The organism is Allobosea psychrotolerans, assembly GCF_002917105.1.
In the GTDB taxonomy this organism is placed as follows: domain Bacteria; phylum Pseudomonadota; class Alphaproteobacteria; order Rhizobiales; family Beijerinckiaceae; genus Allobosea; species Allobosea psychrotolerans.
This window is the reverse complement of sequence record NZ_PQFZ01000023.1, coordinates 50,006-67,029: the sequence shown is the minus strand read 5'-3', so window position 1 is coordinate 67,029 and position 17,024 is coordinate 50,006. Positions and strand designations below refer to the sequence as shown.

Annotated in this window: 18 protein-coding genes; 10 read left to right on the top strand and 8 right to left on the bottom strand. The window is 66.9% G+C overall.

All coding sequences use genetic code 11. From position 1 onward, the window contains the following. Positions 1-30 precede the first annotated feature (30 nt). From phnL to CYD53_RS26020, 3 genes are read left to right on the top strand one after another with little or no spacing between them, the layout of a single operon-like run. A complete protein-coding gene (phnL, locus tag CYD53_RS26030; protein ID WP_103720992.1) occupies positions 31-729 on the top strand; it encodes a phosphonate C-P lyase system protein PhnL in 699 nt (232 codons plus the stop codon). Then, positions 729-1,868 carry an alpha-D-ribose 1-methylphosphonate 5-triphosphate diphosphatase gene (locus tag CYD53_RS26025; protein WP_103720991.1) on the top strand — a complete coding sequence of 380 codons (1,140 nt, stop codon included), beginning with the start codon at positions 729-731 and terminating at the stop codon, positions 1,866-1,868. The genes phnL and CYD53_RS26025 overlap by 1 nt, the downstream gene beginning before the upstream one ends. Beyond that, complete coding sequence (locus CYD53_RS26020; RefSeq protein WP_245928442.1) at positions 1,865-2,560, top strand: DUF1045 domain-containing protein; 696 nt, start codon at positions 1,865-1,867, stop codon at positions 2,558-2,560. Before CYD53_RS26025 ends, CYD53_RS26020 begins: the two co-directional genes overlap by 4 nt. Positions 2,561-2,766: 206 nt before the next feature. Here the strand turns inward: CYD53_RS26020 and phnN are convergent, their stop codons facing one another. Next, positions 2,767-3,390 carry a phosphonate metabolism protein/1,5-bisphosphokinase (PRPP-forming) PhnN gene (gene phnN / locus CYD53_RS26015; RefSeq protein WP_103720990.1) on the bottom strand — a complete coding sequence of 208 codons (624 nt, stop codon included), beginning with the start codon at positions 3,388-3,390 and terminating at the stop codon, positions 2,767-2,769. On the opposite strand from phnN, the gene CYD53_RS26010 reads away from it, so the two are divergent. Both CYD53_RS26010 and CYD53_RS26005 read left to right on the top strand, forming a co-directional pair. Further along, positions 3,389-4,009, top strand: coding sequence for a transferase hexapeptide repeat family protein (locus CYD53_RS26010; RefSeq protein WP_181012036.1), 621 nt, complete (start codon positions 3,389-3,391; stop codon positions 4,007-4,009). The two genes, phnN and CYD53_RS26010, sit on opposite strands and share 2 nt — an antisense overlap. A gap of 125 nt (positions 4,010-4,134) precedes the next feature. Further along, positions 4,135-5,643 (top strand): globin-coupled sensor protein, encoded by a 1,509-nt coding sequence (locus tag CYD53_RS26005; protein ID WP_103720988.1) that lies wholly within the window; start codon positions 4,135-4,137, stop codon positions 5,641-5,643. A 10-nt stretch (positions 5,644-5,653) separates the two neighbouring features. On the opposite strand, the gene CYD53_RS26000 is transcribed toward CYD53_RS26005, so the two are convergent. Both CYD53_RS26000 and CYD53_RS25995 read right to left on the bottom strand, forming a co-directional pair. Then, positions 5,654-6,316, bottom strand: coding sequence for a class I SAM-dependent methyltransferase (locus CYD53_RS26000; protein WP_245928440.1), 663 nt, complete (start codon positions 6,314-6,316; stop codon positions 5,654-5,656). Beyond that, a complete protein-coding gene (locus CYD53_RS25995; RefSeq protein WP_103720987.1) occupies positions 6,313-7,467 on the bottom strand; it encodes a glycosyltransferase family 4 protein in 1,155 nt (384 codons plus the stop codon). The genes CYD53_RS26000 and CYD53_RS25995 overlap by 4 nt, the downstream gene beginning before the upstream one ends. Before the next feature lie 203 nt (positions 7,468-7,670). On the opposite strand from CYD53_RS25995, the gene CYD53_RS25990 reads away from it, so the two are divergent. Both CYD53_RS25990 and CYD53_RS25985 read left to right on the top strand, forming a co-directional pair. Beyond that, positions 7,671-8,336, top strand: coding sequence for an aspartate/glutamate racemase family protein (locus tag CYD53_RS25990; RefSeq protein ID WP_245928439.1), 666 nt, complete (start codon positions 7,671-7,673; stop codon positions 8,334-8,336). 19 nt (positions 8,337-8,355) lie between these two features. Then, positions 8,356-8,925: a chloramphenicol phosphotransferase CPT family protein gene (locus CYD53_RS25985; protein WP_103720986.1), complete on the top strand. Its 570-nt coding sequence runs from the start codon at positions 8,356-8,358 to the stop codon at positions 8,923-8,925. Positions 8,926-9,012: 87 nt separating this feature from the next. Here the strand turns inward: CYD53_RS25985 and CYD53_RS25980 are convergent, their stop codons facing one another. The 4 genes from CYD53_RS25980 to CYD53_RS25965 all read right to left on the bottom strand — a co-directional run bounded on the left by CYD53_RS25980 (position 9,013) and on the right by CYD53_RS25965 (position 12,877). Continuing rightward, the gene (locus CYD53_RS25980; protein ID WP_146056011.1) at positions 9,013-9,312 is read right to left on the bottom strand and encodes a hypothetical protein; all 300 of its coding nucleotides are present in this window, start codon (positions 9,310-9,312) and stop codon (positions 9,013-9,015) included. Between the two features lie 309 nt (positions 9,313-9,621). After that, the gene (locus tag CYD53_RS25975) at positions 9,622-11,511 is read right to left on the bottom strand and encodes a S8 family serine peptidase (protein WP_103720984.1); all 1,890 of its coding nucleotides are present in this window, start codon (positions 11,509-11,511) and stop codon (positions 9,622-9,624) included. A 64-nt stretch (positions 11,512-11,575) separates the two neighbouring features. Next, complete coding sequence (locus CYD53_RS25970; protein WP_103720983.1) at positions 11,576-12,259, bottom strand: hypothetical protein; 684 nt, start codon at positions 12,257-12,259, stop codon at positions 11,576-11,578. 48 nt (positions 12,260-12,307) lie between these two features. After that, on the bottom strand, positions 12,308-12,877 hold the full coding sequence (locus CYD53_RS25965; RefSeq protein WP_404978793.1) for a sigma-70 family RNA polymerase sigma factor: 570 nt from the start codon (positions 12,875-12,877) through the stop codon (positions 12,308-12,310). Positions 12,878-13,385: 508 nt separating this feature from the next. On the opposite strand from CYD53_RS25965, the gene CYD53_RS25960 reads away from it, so the two are divergent. Continuing rightward, a complete protein-coding gene (locus CYD53_RS25960; RefSeq protein ID WP_210202435.1) occupies positions 13,386-13,928 on the top strand; it encodes a hypothetical protein in 543 nt (180 codons plus the stop codon). Positions 13,929-14,113: 185 nt separating this feature from the next. On the opposite strand, the gene CYD53_RS25955 is transcribed toward CYD53_RS25960, so the two are convergent. Beyond that, complete coding sequence (locus CYD53_RS25955) at positions 14,114-15,142, bottom strand: saccharopine dehydrogenase family protein (protein WP_103720981.1); 1,029 nt, start codon at positions 15,140-15,142, stop codon at positions 14,114-14,116. A 116-nt stretch (positions 15,143-15,258) separates the two neighbouring features. Here CYD53_RS25955 and CYD53_RS25950 point away from each other — a divergent pair, with 116 nt between their 5' ends. Both CYD53_RS25950 and hisC read left to right on the top strand, forming a co-directional pair. Beyond that, positions 15,259-15,873, top strand: coding sequence for a TetR/AcrR family transcriptional regulator (locus tag CYD53_RS25950; RefSeq protein WP_103720980.1), 615 nt, complete (start codon positions 15,259-15,261; stop codon positions 15,871-15,873). Positions 15,874-15,928: 55 nt separating this feature from the next. Then, positions 15,929-17,002 (top strand): histidinol-phosphate transaminase, encoded by a 1,074-nt coding sequence (gene hisC / locus CYD53_RS25945; protein WP_103720979.1) that lies wholly within the window; start codon positions 15,929-15,931, stop codon positions 17,000-17,002. The last annotated feature ends 22 nt before the right edge of the window (positions 17,003-17,024 follow it).

Genomic DNA, 17,024 nt, shown 5'->3' with positions numbered 1-17,024 from the left:
GTCACCCCGCCCGCACAAGGCACTGACATCATGACCACGATGATTCACGTCGAGAACGTCGCCAAGCATTTCACCCTGCACAATCAGGGCGGCGTCCGCTTGCCGGTGTTCGACAACGTCAATTTCAGCGTCGCCGCCGGCGAGGCGCTGGTGCTGGCGGGCGCTTCGGGTGCGGGCAAATCCAGCCTGCTGCGCATCCTCTACGGCAATTACCGGCCAAGCGCCGGCCATATCCACATCACCCATGCCGGACGCCAGATCGACATCGTCTCGGCCGTGCCGCGCACCGTGCTCGACATCCGCCGCCGCACGCTCGGTTTCGTCTCGCAGTTCCTGCGCGTGATTCCGCGCATCTCGGCGCTCGACATCGTGCGAGACCCGCTGCTTGCGCGAGGCATCGACGCCCTGGAGGCCGGCGAGCGGGCCAAGGCCATGCTGGCCAGGCTCAACCTGCCCGAGCGGCTCTGGAACCTGGCGCCGGCGACCTTCTCCGGCGGCGAGCAGCAGCGCGTCAACATCGCCCGCTCCTTCGTCGACCCCTCGCCGATTCTCCTGATCGACGAGCCGACCGCTTCGCTCGACGCGGCCAATCGCGACGTCGTGGTCGCGCTGATCGCGGAAGCCCGTGCTAAAGGCTCCGCCATCGTCGGCATCTTTCATGATGAGGCGGTGCGCGAGGCGGTCGCCACGCGCTATCTCGACATCACCGATTTCAGAAAGGCCGCCTGATGCAAACCGTTCTCACCAACGCCAGACTGATCCTCGAGAACGATGTCGTCTCCGGCACGATCGCCTTCGACGCGAGCGGCATCACATCGGTCGATCAGGGCAAGTCGTCCCTGCCTGGCGCCATCGACGTGAACGGCGACTATCTCGCGCCAGGTCTCGTCGAGATGCACACCGACAACATGGAAAAGCACTTCATGCCCCGGCCGAAGGTGTTCTGGCCGAACGGGCTCGCTGCCGCCCTCGTCCATGACGCGCAGATGGCGGCGGCCGGCGTCACCACCGTCTATGACGCGATCTGCGCCGGCACGCCCTTCTCGGCCAAGGACTACCGCAAGGACATCTTCGCCGATGTGATGAAGGCGCTGGCCGAGGGCCGCCGCGAAAATGTCTTCCGCATCGACCACCGCATCCATATGCGCTGCGAATTGACGAGCCCTGACCTGCTCACGGACATCGAGCCCTATCAGGACGACGAGCTCGTCCAGCTCGTCTCGTTGATGGACCACACGCCCGGCCAGCGGCAATGGCGCAATATCGACCATCTGCGCACCTATGCACTTGGCAATGGCAAGACCGAGGCCGAGTTCGAGGTCGATGTCGTCGTCCGCCAGTCGGAGGGCGCCGCCAATGTCTCGCGCAACTGGAGCGCCGTCGTCGAGATGTTCGGCTCGCGCGGCATCCCGATCGCCACCCATGACGACACCACGCTGGAGCATGTCGAGGCCGGCATCGCGTCCGGCGCCGTGATCTCCGAATTCCCGACCACGATCGAAGCCGCGGAAGCCGCCAAGCAGCGCGGGCTCGCGACCGTCGCTGGCGCGCCCAATGTCGTGCGCGGCGGCTCGCATTCCGGCGGCGTCTCGGTCGCGGAACTGGCCGAGAAGGGTCTGCTCGACGGGCTTTCCTCCGACTATGTCCCGGCAAGCCTGCTCCAGGCCGTGCTGAAGCTCCATGCCAGCCATGGCATCACCTTGCCGCAAGCCATGGGCATGGTGACATGGAAGGTCGCCGACATCCTGGGCCTCAGGGATCGCGGCCATCTCAAGCCCGGTCTGCGCGCCGACCTCGTGCGCTTCAAGGTGCTGGGCGCGACGCCGGTGCTCGCCGCCGTCTGGTCAAAGGGCGAGCGCGCATTTTGACCGCGCCGCGCTACGCCCTCTATTACGCCCCCGCCGCCGACAGCGCGCTCTGGCGCTTCGGCAGCGCGACGCTTGGCTATGACGCGGTCACGGCCGCGGATGTGCCTTTCTCGGTCCCGGCCGGCTGCGACGGGGAAAGCTGGCCGACGCTCACCGCCGAGCCCCGGCGCTATGGCTTCCATGCGACGCTGAAGGCCCCTTTCGAACTGGCCCTCGGCCGCCAGGAAGGCCAGTTGCGCGCCTTCACCCATAATTTTGCCTCGGGGCTGGATGCGGTTCCGCTCAAGGGGCTCGGCGTCACCGCGCTCGGCTCCTTCATCGCACTGACGCCATCAGCCGAGAGCCGGCCGCTGCAGGACCTCGCCTTCTCCGTCGTCCAGGCCTTCGAGCCCTTCCGCGCCCCGTTGAGCCCGGCCGATCTGGCGCGCCGCCTCAAGAGCCCGCTGACGCCGGCGCACCGGGCCTATCTCGAGGCCTATGGCTACCCTTATGTCGGCGACGCCTTCCGCTTCCACATGACGTTGACCGGCTCGCTGCCGGTCGAGCAGGTCTTGGCCGTCAAGCAGGCGCTGACGCAGGCCTATGCCGAACATGTCCCGCCGGCCCCGGTTGCGATCGACCGGATCGCGCTCTTCAAGCAGGACACGCGCGAGAGCCGCTTCCGCCTGCTCGATTCCTTCGTGCTGGGCTAGCGGCGCACCCCGCCGCTTGAGAGGCGCACGGATTTGCTCGGAAACCCGCCGTCATCCTGGCCGAGGCCCTCGGGTCCGATCTTCGATCGGCCCAAGGATAAGCTCCGCGGAGTGCCGGGATCCATCCGAGGCCCAATCCTTTGACGAGTCTGGCTCTACAATGGATTCTGGGACGCCTCTCGGTCGCCCAGGATGACGTCAGCGGATCAGAGCCTGTTCAATTCAGGTTCGCCGACTCCGACGGCCAAGCCTCGCAGCACCGCGACGAACTCCGCCGCCGCCGCCGCCACCGTGCGGTCGTTCTGGATCGTCACCAGCTCGGCACTTTGCGTCCGCAAAGGCGCCTCACGGGCAAGCCTGGCTGCGATATCGACCTCGCTCTCGCGCCCGCGCGCGGCGAGCCGCTTCGCCAGCACCGCATTCGGAGCGGTGATGTTCACGACTGTCACCCGCCCGGCCAGCCGCTCGGCAACTGGAATGACGCCGCGCGAGATATTGACGATCACCGCCTGCCCGCACGCGATGCCGGAGAGTTCGGCTGCGGGAATGCCATAGGTCAAGCCGTGAGCGCCCCAATTCAACGCCATCTCGCCGCGCGCGACGGCCGCTTCGAATTCGATCTGCGAGCAGCTGTCGTGATCCTCGGCGCCCGCCATCGCCGGCCGTGTGATCAGGCGGCGGGCAAAGTGGAACCGGGCATCGCCAGCGAGCGCCGCGCGGGCGGCGTCCATCAAGGTGTCCTTGCCGGCCCCCGAAGGGCCGACGACAAGGACGAGAGCTCCCGGCTCTGCAACCGGCAATCCTGAAGCGATCTGAGAAGGAAGCGACATCGTGGCCAAGAAACTGGGACTGGAACCTCTGATCGACCCGACCGCGCAGGTGCGGCAGGCGACGCTTGGACGCTATACCGAGATCGGCGCGCGGACATCCTTCGTCGAGTCGACGATGGACGACTACTCTTATGTCGTGAACGATTCCAATGTCATCTACACGACGATCGGGAAATTCTGCTCGATCGCGGCGATGACCCGGATCAACCCCGGCAACCACCCGATGCAGCGGGCGAGCCAGTCGCATTTCACCTATCGCGCCTCGGCCTATTTCGACGATGCGGAGGACGACGCCGCGTTCTTCGCCTGGCGGCGCTCGACGCCTGTGACCATCGGCCATGATGTCTGGATCGGCCATGGCGCGATCATCCTGCCCGGCCGCACGATCGGCACCGGCGCCGTGGTCGCGGGCGGCGCGATCGTCACCAAGGATGTCGCGCCCTATACCATCGTCGGCGGCAACCCGGCCAGGCCGATCCGCCGGCGCTTCCCCGAGCCGATCGCCGAGCGCTTGCTGGCGCTGGCCTGGTGGGACTGGGAGCATGCGCGCTTGCAGGGAGCGCTGGCGGATTTCCGCAGCCTGTCGGTCGAGGCGTTTCTGGAGAGGCATGGCGGGTAGATCACCCCGCAGCGAAGGTCGTGGATTTGATTTATGTCAACAGTCTCGGAGAGGGCCCGTTAACCAAAAGGTCGGCTTAATCTGATCAGCACAATTGGCAAAGCGTCACCTTTGGGAATGCTGGCATGGACTCCACCGATCACCTCGCCGCTCGCCTCGGCTTCATCGAGCTCGATGCGGCCGCGCAACAGCACATGCGCGACGTCAAAGAGGTGATCGTGGCGACGCTGCCAGGCGCGCTCGACGCTTTCTACCGCCAGGCCATGGCCTTCCCGCAGACACGCGGCTTCTTCTCCAGCGAGCAGCATGTCGAAAGTGCCAAGCAACGCCAGCAGGGCCACTGGCAAAGAATGGCGGATGGCGTGTTCGACCAGCGCTATGTCGATGCCGTCACAGCCATCGGCAAGGTCCATGCCCGGATCGGGCTGGAGCCACGCTGGTATATTGGCGGCTATGCCCTGATCCTGGAGAAACTGATCGCCGGCGTGCTGGAAGCGCGCTGGCCCCGAAACGCCTTCGGCAGGCAGAGCCCGGGTGCGAGCGAGCGCTCGGGTGAGATTTCGGCCATCGTCAAGGCCGCCCTGCTCGACATGGACTACGCCATCTCGGTCTATTTCGAGGCCTCGGAAGCCGCCCGCCTCAGCGTGGAGGCTGCGGCGCGCGCAATCGAACAAGCCAAGGCCGTCGAGCGCGACAAGGCCATAGCCTCCGTCAGCGAAGGGCTGGCCGCGCTTGCCGGTGGCGACCTGACCTTCCGGATAGCCGAAGACATTCCGGAGGAATACAGGTTGATTCGCGATAATTTCAACAGCGCAATGGTTCGGCTGGAGGAGATGGTCTCGACCATCCAATCGACATCGGAGCGCATCGTGGGCGCGTCGCAGGAGATCAATTCCGGTTCGCAGGACCTGTCGATGCGTACCGAGCAGCAGGCCTCGGCGCTGGAGGAGAGCGCGGCCACCACCGAGGAGCTCGCCGCTTCCGTCAAGACCTCGGCCCAGGCCTCCCGGCTGTCGGTTTCGCTCGCCGACGAGGCGACCTCCATCGCCCGCACCGGCGGTACCATCGTCAACGACGCCATCGACGCCATGTCGCGGATCGAAGAGGCCTCGACCCGGATCTCGGAAATCACCACGGTGATCGACGGCATCGCCTTCCAGACCAATCTGCTGGCGCTCAACGCCGCTGTCGAAGCCGCGCGGGCAGGCGATGCCGGCCGCGGCTTCGCCGTGGTGGCCGCCGAGGTACGTGCACTCGCCCAGCGCTCCGCCGCTGCGGCCAAGGACATCACGGCCCTGATTGTCTCCTCGGACGCCGAAGTGACGGGTGGCGTGAAGCTCGTGCGGCTGGCTGGCGAAACGCTGCAGAAGATCGTCGACGCCTCCTTCCGCGTCTCCACGACGGTTCAGGAGATCGCCGCCGCTTCGGGCGAACAGGCCAACGGCATCGACGAGATGAGCCAGAGCGTGGCCCATATGGACGAGATCACGCAGCAGAACGCCGCCCTCGCCGAGGAAAGCGCGGCAAGCGCCCGTGCGCTGCTCGACCACATCGCGCAGCTCAACCGGCTCGTCAGCGCCTTCCGGACACAGGATGCAGGCAGTCACGCCCGTCCGCTGCGCCGAGTCGCCTGAAGTCGGTGCTTTAGTCTCGCAACCGCCAGACCGAGCTCTGCTTGATCTCGGCGTCCTCCAGCGAGCGCGTCACCGGAACCTGGTAGGTCGCCAGCGCCTCCAGCCTGTCCCGAGGCAAATAGCTGCGGCCGGGATCGCCGATCAGCACGGTCGCGCCGCGCGCCTGCAATTGCGAGAGCCAGTCAATGATGCTCTCCGCCATCGCACGCTCATAGCAGACATCGCCGGCGCAGATGACGTCCCAGCCCTCGTCGCGGCCGATCAGATCCTCGAGCAGAACCTCGATGTGAACGCCATTGGCCCGCGCATTGAGGCCGATCGCCTCGCCGGCGAAGGCGTCGATGTCGCAAGCTTCGACCCGCGCTGCACCGGCCTTGGCGGCTGCAATCGCCACGAGCCCCGAACCGCTGGCGAAATCGAGCACGCGCTTGCCGGCCACGTGTCCAGGCTGATCGATGAGATAGCGCGCCAGCGCCTGTCCCCCGGCCCAGGCAAAAGCCCAGAAGGGCGGCGGCAGACCGATGGTGGCAAGCTCATCCTCGGTCTTCTGCCAGAGCTCCGTCGCCTCCTCGGCGACATGGAGCGCAATCTCCGGCGCATGCGGCACCGGCAGCAACCGCGTCTGCGCCAGGATGAAGCCGCGCCGGTCGAGCCCGATGGCTACGGCGCTCACGCCGCGACCTCGGTCGTCGGCTGGTTCAGCAGGCCGCGATAGAGCCCCTTGACCGCATTCATCACGTCGCGCTCGGTATAGCCGTCGATCAACCTTGCGCGCGCGCTCGTGCCCATGCGCTCGGCCAGCGCCGGGGCGCCGGCGAAGGTGACCAGCGCCTTGGCGAGCGCGCCGGCGTCGTCCGCGGGCACCACGATCCCGTCGCGCCCGTCGCGGACGAAGCTGCGGCAGCCCGGCACATCCGTGGTCAGGATCGCGCGGCCGCAGGCCGCCGCCTCCAGGATCGTGCGTGGCAAACCCTCGCCGCCGCGCGAGGGCAGGATGCAGAGATGGTGCTGGCGCCAGACGCCCTCGATATCGCGTGTCGGGCCGGCCCATTTGATGCCCGGCCGGGCCGCCCATTGCTTCAGCGTCGCTTCGGGAATCGCCTTGGGATTGGACGGGTCGGGCGCGCCATGCACCGTGAGCTCGACGCGCGCGCCCTCCGCCCGCGCCAATCGCACCGCCTCGACGGCAAGATCGACGCCCTTCGACCAGAGCATGCGCGCAACCAGCGCGACCTTGAGCGGCGGGGTCGCCGGCATCGGCTCCGGCATCAGGATCAAGGGATCGACGCCCGCGCCGCCGACGATCGCGACCTTGCTCGCGTCCTGTGGATCGAAACCCAGCGAGACGGGATCATCGGGGTTCTCGAACAGGAAGCGGGTTTGCGGTCCGTCGATCGCCGCACGCAGCCAGAATCGCACGGCGAGCCGCGCCGCGGCCGCCACAAGGCCCTGCCTGGCACCGAGGAAACCCAGGCCCGTCAGCGCATAGACGCGGCGCTCGACACCCGCGAGCTTGCCGGCAAGGCCGGCGAGCACGATCGGCTTCAAGGCGATGCAATGCAGGATGTCGGGCCGCTCGGCCTCGATCAGGCGCTTCAGCGCCGCGATCTGGCGGTAGAGCGCGCGCGGATCGAGGCTGCGGCGCTCGGCCTCCAGCGCGATCAGCCTTGCGCCCACCGCCTCGATGACGCGGCGATGCTGCCGCTCGCGGGCGATGACGACGACGTCGAAATCGAGCTCGCGCGCGGCCCGCGCCATCGGCAGGAAATGCGAGGCGAAGAACCAGTCTTCCGTGGCGACGAAAAGGAGTTTGGGGCGGCGCATGGCGCGACATCAGGCGCAAGCGGCGCGGAAGGTCAAGCGGGAGTGGAGTGTCGGACGGAGTCGCCCGGAATGGAACCGCTTGATCCGGGGTAAGCCACCTGGCGACAGGCCTCATCATACAGAGCCATTCCTGATCCGGCGTATCACAAAAATCGAATAGTCAGCCGCCGTCCGGTCGGGTCTTGCTCGCAATGAGCCACGTCTTGAAAGACAACGTTATGAGAATAACCTGCCTGCACACCGCCGAAAGCAATGTCGCTGTTTTCGACGCCGCCGCCCAGTCGCTTGGAATCGCCAAGGGGCTTCTTCGTCATCAGGTGCGGGCGGAGCTCCTCGCAGCAGCGGAAGCTGCAGGCGGACTCACCCCGGAAATCCTCGATACGACGGGTGCGGCGCTGCTGGAGCTTTGTCATGGTACCGACGCTGTCATCCTGACCTGCTCGACGCTGGGGCCCGCTGTTGCCACCGTTGAGGAGGCTGCCGGGGTGCCCGTCCTGAGAGTGGACAGCGCCTTGGCTGAGAGGGCGGCGAGTGTCGGCGGAAAGGTCATCGCTCTCTGCGCCGTCGAAACGACGATGGGGCCGACGACGGGACTCTTTGCCGAAGCGGCCAGGCGATCGGGAGCCTCTGTTGAAGTCCGCCTCGTCGCCGGCGCATGGGCCCTGTTCAAGGCCGGAGACCAGGATGGATATCTCGCGGCCATCGCGAACGCGGCCGACACGGCCTATGACGACGGCGCATCGATTGTCGCCCTCGCTCAGGCGTCGATGGCAGGTGCAGCCGAGCTGGTGAAGAAGGGGCCCAAGCCGATGAGCAGTCCAACCGCTGGCTTGGCCGCCGCTATGGAAAGCGCGCGGCGCGGGATCTGATTTTTGAGGCGACAGGAAAATGTCGGAACACAACACGGTGACAGCCGGAAAAGTCATCCTCCTCAACGGTGCCTCCAGCAGCGGAAAATCCACCCTCGCCCGCGCTGTCCAGGCGAGGATCAGCGAGCCCTTCTGGCACATCTCGATCGACCATTTGCGGGATGCCGGCGTGCTTCCCTCCGCTCGCATCAAGAGCGGCGAATTCAAATGGGCCGAGATCAGGAGCGGCTTCTTTGCGGGCTTCGAACGATCGCTGACCGCCTATCTCGATTGCGGCAACAATCTCATCGTCGAATACATCATGGAGAATCGCGAATGGCTGCAGCGAACCGCCCGGCTCCTGAACCGATATGACGTGTTTTTCGCAGGCATCCATTGCTCGTTGGAGGAGCTGGAACGCCGCGAGATTGCGAGAGCCGATCGGCCGATCGGCGATGCCCGCCGGGACTATCACGCCATACACAGCTACTGCGCCTATGACGCCGAGTTCGACAGCACCCAGCCGCCTGACGAGAACGCCGAGCGCCTGATCGCACTCTGGCAGGCACGCTCGGGCCCTTCGGCCTTGGAACAGTTCGCTGCGGCCTAAGCCTGCCTCCTTCCCCTGAAAGCGCCGACGGCTCCCTCGGCGTTCAGCCGAGGGAGCCGATCGGACGATCCATCGAGAAGCGCGGGCTCAGTAGAGCGAGCAGACCTTGCGGTAGCCGACGACCTCGCCGAAGCGGTTGACACGCTCGACCATCTCGCAACGGCGCACCGGAGCATCCTCTTCATAGACGGGCTCGGCATAGGCGCGGTTGGCGGAGGCCGCGAGCAGGCCGCCGACGGCGAGCGCTCCGACGATGCCGGCGCCGACACCCCAGCCATGGCCGCGATGGCGCGGATAGGCCTGCGCGGTGCCCGCGCCGGCGAGAATGGCGGTGGAGAGGGTGAGGGCGGCCAGAGCGGCGGTCGCGGTCTTCTTGAAGCTGGTCATGATGGCATCTCCCGAGGTCCAGTCGGGGGCGAACCATTCGCCCTCCATGATCCTTGGTCGCGGCCAACGAGCGGGAGGTTCAAAGGGAGACGATTATTTTTTCAGTCTCCGAGACGAGCATCATATCCGCGCGTCATCCTGGCCGAAGCCCTCGGGTCCGATCTTCGATCGGCCCAAGGATAAACTCCGCGGAGCGCCGGGATCCATCGGAGGGCCGGCCCTTTAAAGGATTGGCTCTACGATGGGTCCCGGGACGATCTGCGGTCGCCCAGGATGACACGGTGTTTCAGAGCCTGGCTGTCAGAGGCTTCAAGGCCGCGCCGCCGAAACCGGCAGCGCCCGCGCCAGGGCGGCAGGTGCGTCGACACGGCCGGCGCCGAAGATCGGGCTGCGGCCCTTGCCGCCAAGATCGATGGCGCTCTCCATCAGCAGCTTGCGCACGCCTTCCAGCTCGAGATCCGGGCGCTTCTCCAGGAGCAGCGCCACCAGCCCCGAGACATGGGCGGCGGCGATCGAGGTGCCCGAGGAGAAGGCGTAGCGCCCTTCCGGCTCGGCCGCGAGCACGTCGACACCCGGCGCCGCGACCGCGATATAATTGCCGCGATTGGCCTGCGCGAAGGGCTTGTCCTGAGCGTCGGTCGCGGTGACGGCGATGACGTTGGGGTCAGCCCCAGGATAGAGCGGGGCTGCATTCGCGCCGCCATTGCCCGCAGCCGCGACCGCGATAATGCCCTTGGTTTTGGCCCCGGCGAGCGAGCGCGACAGCAAGCGGTCCTGCGGCCCCGCAAAACTCAGATTGACCACCCGCGCCCCCTCCCCCGCCGCCCAGTCGAGCGCAGAAAGGATGTGGTAGGTCGTACCGTTGGCCGAAGCGGGCGCGCTGTTGCCGGAAAAGGCGCGCGCGGCGAGCAGGCGCGCCGCCGGGGCGACGCCCTGCAACTGCGCCTGCGCCAGGATCGCGCCCGCCATCGCGGTGCCATGGGCATGGGGCGCGGCATCGCCGCCGACCGCATCGAAACTGCCGGCGAGCACGCCCTGCAATTCGGGATGCGCCAGATCCGCGCCGGAATCGATCACCGCGACGCGGATCTTGTCGCCGCGCGCCAGCTTGTGAATCGTGTCGTAATGCAAGGTCTCGGCGACATATTGCGGCTGTAACTCACGCTTGGGCGCGACGGAGGCCAATGGCGCGACCGGCGGCAGATCGGGCGGTGCGATGACGGATGGTGCGGCGAGCACCGGCGCCACCTCCTCCACCTTTGCCGGCGGTGAGGCTGCTGGCTCGTTGGCGGCGCTCGCGGATTCCGGCGCAGCTTTCTCAGCTTCCTCCTTGGGCACTTCCAGCTTCGGCGCATCCTGCTGCAGCGCATAGAGGTAATTCGGCTGCGCGCTGGCAATGCGGGCATCGCCAGCCATCTGCGACAGCACCGTGCGGGCGCTGCGGCCATCGTTCAGGCGCGCCCGGATGATGGTGACGCCAGCCAGATCGAAGCGCCGGCTCGACATCAAGGTGGCGCGATGGCGGCGCAGGACGGCACCCGCCTGCGCGTTCGGCGCCAGTTCGACCAGGATCTCGTCGGCCACGAAACGGCGCTCGCTCGCGGCCGGGACGATGATGCGCGGCTGGCCCGGAGCGGGGCGTGCCGTCTGCACCGGGGGTGGCGTCCGGCGCACTGGTGCAGCGGCTCGCGCCGGAGCCGGCCGACGCGGATGGCGCAGCACCGGCTCGTCGAGATCGTCACCATCGAGGATGATCGGCCGCCTCGGCCGGCGCGGCTGCGGCGGCTCGGGCTCATAGGGATCGTAGACCGGCCGCCGCATCGCCTGGTCGAGGATGATGCCGCCGATGATCCCTGCGCCGATGCCGGCCGCGGCAGGACCCCAGCCACCGCCTCGCCCTGGATAGCGCGGCGGGCGGCCGGGCCGCCCGGTCTCGACGCGCCCGACCTGACCGGGATAGGCCCGGCCGGGCACGGCGCTCTCACGAGATGTCGGGATCGCGGTCTGGCCGCGTAGCGCCGGCTGGGCGCGCGTGACGCCTTGCCGCGTCGCCGGATAGTCGAAGTCGCGCGCACCATAGGTTTGAGCGCGGAGCCCGCTGACAGGTGCGGCCAGGCCGAGCATGAGCGCCAGCACGGCCCCGTGCCGAAGGCGCAGGCCGGCGCGGATCATGACGAAGCGATCGACAAGGCGTGACATCACCTTCGTCCCTCTTCCAGGTTCATAATTGCACAAGCGCCGTTTCGGCGGCGCATATGCCTTGTCAGGGTGCGGGCGCGACGAAACTGACGATCGAGCCCTCGGCCTTCATCCGCGCCGCGATGGCATCGACCTGCGCCGGCGTCAGCTTCGCGTCGCCGATGCGGACCTTGAAGAAGCCATTGGCGCGTGGCCCATCGACCACCGAAGCGTCATAGCGCTTGAAGAAGGCGGCGATGTCGCCGGCCTTGGCCTCAGCCGCGAAGCTCAGCAGCACATAGCGGTCAGAGGATTGCACGCCCGGCACCGAGGCGGTCTCGAAACCGCCGCCACCGCCCCGTACGGCAAGACCGGTGATCGCCACGCCCTGAAGCGCGATCAGCGCAAGCGCCGCCGCGCTGGCATAAGCGAGCCGGCGCGGCGGCTGGGCCGCCAGCCACTGCCCGAACCAGCCCAGGAGCCCGCCCCTGGCGCGGGACAAGAGCGGCGCCTGCCGCGGCTCGGCCTCGATTCCGGCCATCAAGCGGTCCAGCGCCCGGGGCGACGGCGCGCCAAGCTGCTCGTTGAACAGGATGGTCTCGGCCATGTCGTCGCGGATGATCTCAAGTCGCAGGCGCAGTTCGGGGTCAGCTGCGAGCGCCGTCTCGACGCGCAGCTTGTCGGCCGCCGAGATCCGGCCATTGGCATAGAAGGGCAGCAGCTGTTCGAGCTCGACGCGCTTCGGGTCGGTCGCGATATTGTCAGTCATGACAGACCTCCCTGCGAGATCGTGTGAGTGGGGAAACGCATCGGCATGTCATGGCCAGCCTCGGTCGATGCCTGCCGCCTTGAGCAGTTCCCCCAGCTTCTTGCGGGCGTGGAAAAGCCGCGTCTTGACCGTGTTTTCCGGGATGCCGACGATGCGGGCGACCTCCTCGACCGACGTCTCGTGATAATAGACGAGATCGATGACCTCGCGATGCTCGAGGCTGAGCTTGCCGAGGCAGGCGCGGATCGCCAGGCCCTTGTCCTGCTTCTGCAGCACGATTTCCGGGTCGTCGGCCTCGTCCTCGAGGCTTTCGGCGAAGTCATCGTCGAGACCGGCCTCGCGCCGCTTGCGCAGCAGCGAATAGGCTTTGTTGCGGGCAATCGCGAGCAGCCAGGTCGCGACCGAGGCGCGTGCCTCGAAACGATCGGCCTGTCGCCAGAGATCCATGAAGACGTCACTGATCACATCCTCCGCCATCGTCTCGTCGCGGACGAGCCGCAGCACGAAACGGTAGACCCGAATTTGGTGCCGCGAGAACAGCACCTGCATTGCGAGCCGGTCGCCCGAGGCGATCCGTTTGACGAGGTCGTCGTCCGATTCCGTATGCATCGCCCTCAAGGCCCGGCATTCCGGCTCGCAAGAGTTGGTCGCAGCGAGCGCGTGAAAGGTTCAATCGGAAACGAGATTAATCGGCCCCGCGCATTGCGCCAGTGTTTCCATCTGTTGCGGCGCAGGCGCGACACTTGATGGCGAGCGCCGTCGCGGCCTGGCCTCGGCGCGGCCGGCTGGCAAGAGCCGCCCTTTCGGGCTCGGCCATGAAGCGACCAGCCTGCCGACTTGGCAGAGAAGCCGGGGCGCCTGACGGAAGAATGGCTCCAAACGACCGATTTCGTTGAAAAAGCCCGACTAGCCCAAGGCTCGGGTGCATCGACGGAGAAGATCGTTCTTCAACCTCCAGGAAAACGCCCTCGAGGGCGGGCAACTCCGACTCCAAAAGCAGGAAATTTCTGCACGCGAGCCAACCGAACTTGACCCGAGTATTGCGGCAGAGTTTTTCAACACAATCGGCCTATTTCAGACCTTCAGCGTTAGAATAAGAAGGCACTGGCTCAGCGAGAGGCGGACCGTGATCAAGGCATTGATCGAAATGGCGTTCGCGGCGACGGCTCGATATCGGGAAACCGCCGACGAGGCGTTTCGCCCTAAGCTGCTGCCGCCCGAGCCGTTCAGCAAGGGTATTCCAACGCTGCAGGCCGGCGTCTATCGGCCCGTCAGCCCCATGCTGAAGGAGCGCTTCGAGCTATGCGGCCGCTGGACGGTCGCCAGCCACGGAGACTGGCTCTCGGCTGCAGACATGGAGAGCCTTTGGTCGGAAGCCGCTACGGCCGCCGACGCTCTCCTTTACGGGATAAAGCAATCGCAGATCGCAGCGGCGGAAGGCTGGCCGAACGAAGCCTCCACCCTGTTCCGGCCAGAGCGGCTCTCCTTCTTTGCCGGCAGCGATCACAGCTATGAGAGAATCTACCTGCTCTGGATAGAGTACGAAGACGAGCCGGAACTCTGGGTTTACGACGCCAATGGCGAATCCCGCTATCGTGACCTGTCGGCCTATCTGCAGGCCTACCTCACGGAGGATGTCAGTGCGGCATCCCAGTCCTGGCGCGCCTGACCATCGCTGGCCGAACTTCGGAGTGCCCTTCCCGGATCCTCGGCACGGGAACCTGGTGTGCCGATGCCGCCATCCCGCGTGATGGCGGCCTCAACGCGCAGCCTATTCGACTCCGGTGCAACGAAAACGGCTGGCGAAATGCCTGCATGGTCGTCGCTGCGATGATCCTGCCGCGCAGCCCCTGATCAGGACAAGACGAGATCGGGGGCGAGCGCCGCCAGGAAGTTCCGGGCGTCGAACAGCGCGCCCGGAGCGAAGACACCGCCCTGTGCCGTCTCGGTGCCCAGGATTCGCTCGACGGCCTCGACGACCAGAGGCGCGGTGATCGCATAGATGTCCCGTCCGCGGGCCGCCGCCCGGCGCACCGTGCTTCCCCGGCGGATCTCGACCTCCACGAGGAAGGTTTGCGCCGAGCGTCCCGACGCGTCGACCGCGACCGGCGGAGGAGTTGTCGTGTCTCGAAGATCGCGCAGCGGCGCCGTGTTCAGAAACGTGTGGAGTTCGGACAGCTGGAGATGGCGCCCGATCAGGACCGCCTCGGTGAAGGGCAGTTCGACCATCTCCTGCGCGCCGAAGGGTTCCGAAAACGGCCAGACGGGATTCGGCGCCGGATCGGCCAGCGGCTGCAGCGTCCCCCCGGAGATCGTCAGGCGACGGGCGGTGTTGCGCTGCCCGGTGACGCGCGTCCCCTCGGTCGGCTCCCAGCTGTCCAGGGCGATCCCGATGCGCGCCTCATCGGCGTGGGTCCAGTCGCCCATGGCGGCTGTCGCCAGGAGGTCGCTGAGGCCGCCATAGAAGCCCATGGCGGGGATGACGACGACGCCCGCCGCTTCGGCGGCCGAGGCGTAGCGCGCGAAGGTCGCCTGGGCGCTGCCTTGCTCGGCCGTCACGTCGAGATAGTGGATGCGCGCCTGTAATGCCGCCGAGACCAGGGGCTCGGCCGTGTCGAGGAACGGTCCAGCGCAGTTGATGACCGCGGCGGCTCCATCGAGGGCACGGGCAAGCGAGGCGGGATCCTCGAGGCTGGCCACGACCTGTCTGACGCCCATGGGGAAGCCGGCCGCCGCCAGCTTGCCTGCGTCGCGCCCGATCGCAATGGTTGTGAAGCCGCGTCGCGACAGCTCCCGGACTACGAAGCGGCCGGTATGTCCGGAGGCCCCGTAAACCGCAACTGCCGGCCGGGCGCCCTCTGCTCTCAAAAGCTGCTCAGTCATGCTTTCCTCCTCGCTACAGACCTGTCTGTTCCTTTTTGTTACAGACAGGTCTGTAGCGCGTCAAGCGCGAAGCTGCTATCCTTGCCGATGCCGGGAGAACCGACCATGAGAGCGACATGAAGACTGAACAGGAGGGCGGCCGGCCCGGCGCGGAAACCGGCCAGGTCGACATGCGAGAGCGGATCCTCGAGACCGCCTCCGACCTCTTCTACCGCCGGGGCGTGCGCGCCGTCGGCGTCGATCTGGTCGTCGAGGCGGCGGGCATCGCCAAGACGAGCCTGTATCGTCACTTTCGCACGAAGGACGACCTCATCGCCGCGTTTCTGCAGCGGGAGGACGAGGATTTCTGGGCGTGCTGGGATCGCGTGGCGGCACGCCATGGACATGACGGCGAAGCCGAGCTCGCGGCGCATATGACCTGGATCGGCGAGCGCGTCGGTCGCCCCCATTATCGCGGCTGTCCCCAGCTCAACGTCGCCGCCGAGTTCCCCGACGAGGATCACCCGGCCCGGATCGTCGCCCGAACGCACAAACAGGAACTGCGTCGCCGTCTGCGCGGCATCGCCGAACGACTGCGGGTCGAGCGGCCCGACGAGCTTGCCGCCCAGTTGGCCGTGGTCATCAACGGGGCCTTCGTCAGCTCCCAGATTCTGGCCGACGACGACGCGACGTCGATCCTCCTCCAGATGGCGCGCGCCCTGACCAACGCGGCGAGGGGACCGCGAACTTGACCGCAGGAATCCGAACCCTCATCACGCGCTGGAGACGGCAGCCGGGGAGGTTTGCATGAGCCGCTATTGGTCGGAGCTCGCCCGGGGTCTGTCGCCTTATGTGCCGGGCGAACAGCCCCGGATTCCAGGGCTGGTGAAGCTGAACACCAATGAGAGCCCGTTTGGGCCGTCCCCGATGGTGCTCGAAGCAATTCGCTCCGCCGCCGCCGACACGCTGCGCCTCTATCCGGACCCGCAATCGACGCGCCTGCGGGAGGTGCTGGCCGAGCATCACGGCGTCGCGCCCGAACAGGTTTTCGTCGGAAACGGCTCGGACGAGGTGCTCGCTCACACCTTCGCGGCGCTGCTGAAGCAGCCCGGGCCCCTGCTGTTTCCCGACGTCACCTATAGCTTCTACCCCGTCTACTGCCGGCTGTTCGGCATCGCCCATGAGACCGTGCCGCTCGACAGCCGAATGCGCATCCGCATCCCCGATTATGTCGACCGGGGCGGCGCCATCATCATTCCCAACCCGAACGCGCCGACCGGGATCGCATTGCCGCGGGCAGAGATCGAACAGCTCGTGAGCGCGCGGTCCGATGCGCCTGTGGTGATCGACGAGGCCTATGTCGATTTCGGCGCCGACAGCGCCATTCCCCTGATCCGCGACCATCCCAACCTGCTGGTGGTCCAGACCCTGTCGAAATCGCGCGCGCTCGCCGGCCTTCGTGTCGGTTATGCGATTGGCGACCAGGCGCTGGTCGAAGCCCTGACGCGGGTGAAGGACAGCTTCAACTCCTACCCGCTCGGGCGCCCGGCCCAGGCCGGCGCCATCGCCGCCATCCAGGACGAAGCCTATTTCCAGGAGACGCGGGCGGCCATCATCGCCAATCGGGAAAGCCTGACCGCGTCCCTGATCAGGCTTGGCTTCGACGTGCTGCCGTCCTGTGCCAACTTCGTCTTTGCCCGCCACCCCCGCCACACCGGCCAGGCTCTGTCTGCGGCGCTGCGCGAGCGCGCCGTGCTCGTCAGGCATTTCTCCGGTCCGCGCGTGTCGGATTTCATCCGGATCACCATCGGATCGAAAGCGGATCTCGACCGCCTGACGGAGGCGCTGGCAGAGTGTCTTGCAACGCCATCGAACGCATAGAAGAGGCAGCCGAGGAGAAGCG

Bases quoted from the DNA above. Each gene is read 5' to 3' on its own strand.
- phnL (WP_103720992.1), top strand. From the start codon at position 31: ATGACCACGATGATTCACGTCGAGAACGTCGCCAAGCATTTCACCCTG.
- CYD53_RS26025 (WP_103720991.1), top strand. From the start codon at position 729: ATGCAAACCGTTCTCACCAACGCCAGACTGATCCTCGAGAACGATGTC.
- phnN (WP_103720990.1), bottom strand. From the start codon at position 3,390: ATGTCGCTTCCTTCTCAGATCGCTTCAGGATTGCCGGTTGCAGAGCCG.
- CYD53_RS26005 (WP_103720988.1), top strand. From the start codon at position 4,135: ATGGACTCCACCGATCACCTCGCCGCTCGCCTCGGCTTCATCGAGCTC.
- CYD53_RS25995 (WP_103720987.1), bottom strand. From the start codon at position 7,467: ATGCGCCGCCCCAAACTCCTTTTCGTCGCCACGGAAGACTGGTTCTTC.
- CYD53_RS25985 (WP_103720986.1), top strand. From the start codon at position 8,356: ATGTCGGAACACAACACGGTGACAGCCGGAAAAGTCATCCTCCTCAAC.
- CYD53_RS25980 (WP_146056011.1), bottom strand. From the start codon at position 9,312: ATGACCAGCTTCAAGAAGACCGCGACCGCCGCTCTGGCCGCCCTCACC.
- CYD53_RS25975 (WP_103720984.1), bottom strand. From the start codon at position 11,511: ATGTCACGCCTTGTCGATCGCTTCGTCATGATCCGCGCCGGCCTGCGC.
- CYD53_RS25970 (WP_103720983.1), bottom strand. From the start codon at position 12,259: ATGACTGACAATATCGCGACCGACCCGAAGCGCGTCGAGCTCGAACAG.
- CYD53_RS25955 (WP_103720981.1), bottom strand. From the start codon at position 15,142: ATGACTGAGCAGCTTTTGAGAGCAGAGGGCGCCCGGCCGGCAGTTGCG.
- CYD53_RS25950 (WP_103720980.1), top strand. From the start codon at position 15,259: ATGAAGACTGAACAGGAGGGCGGCCGGCCCGGCGCGGAAACCGGCCAG.
- hisC (WP_103720979.1), top strand. From the start codon at position 15,929: ATGAGCCGCTATTGGTCGGAGCTCGCCCGGGGTCTGTCGCCTTATGTG.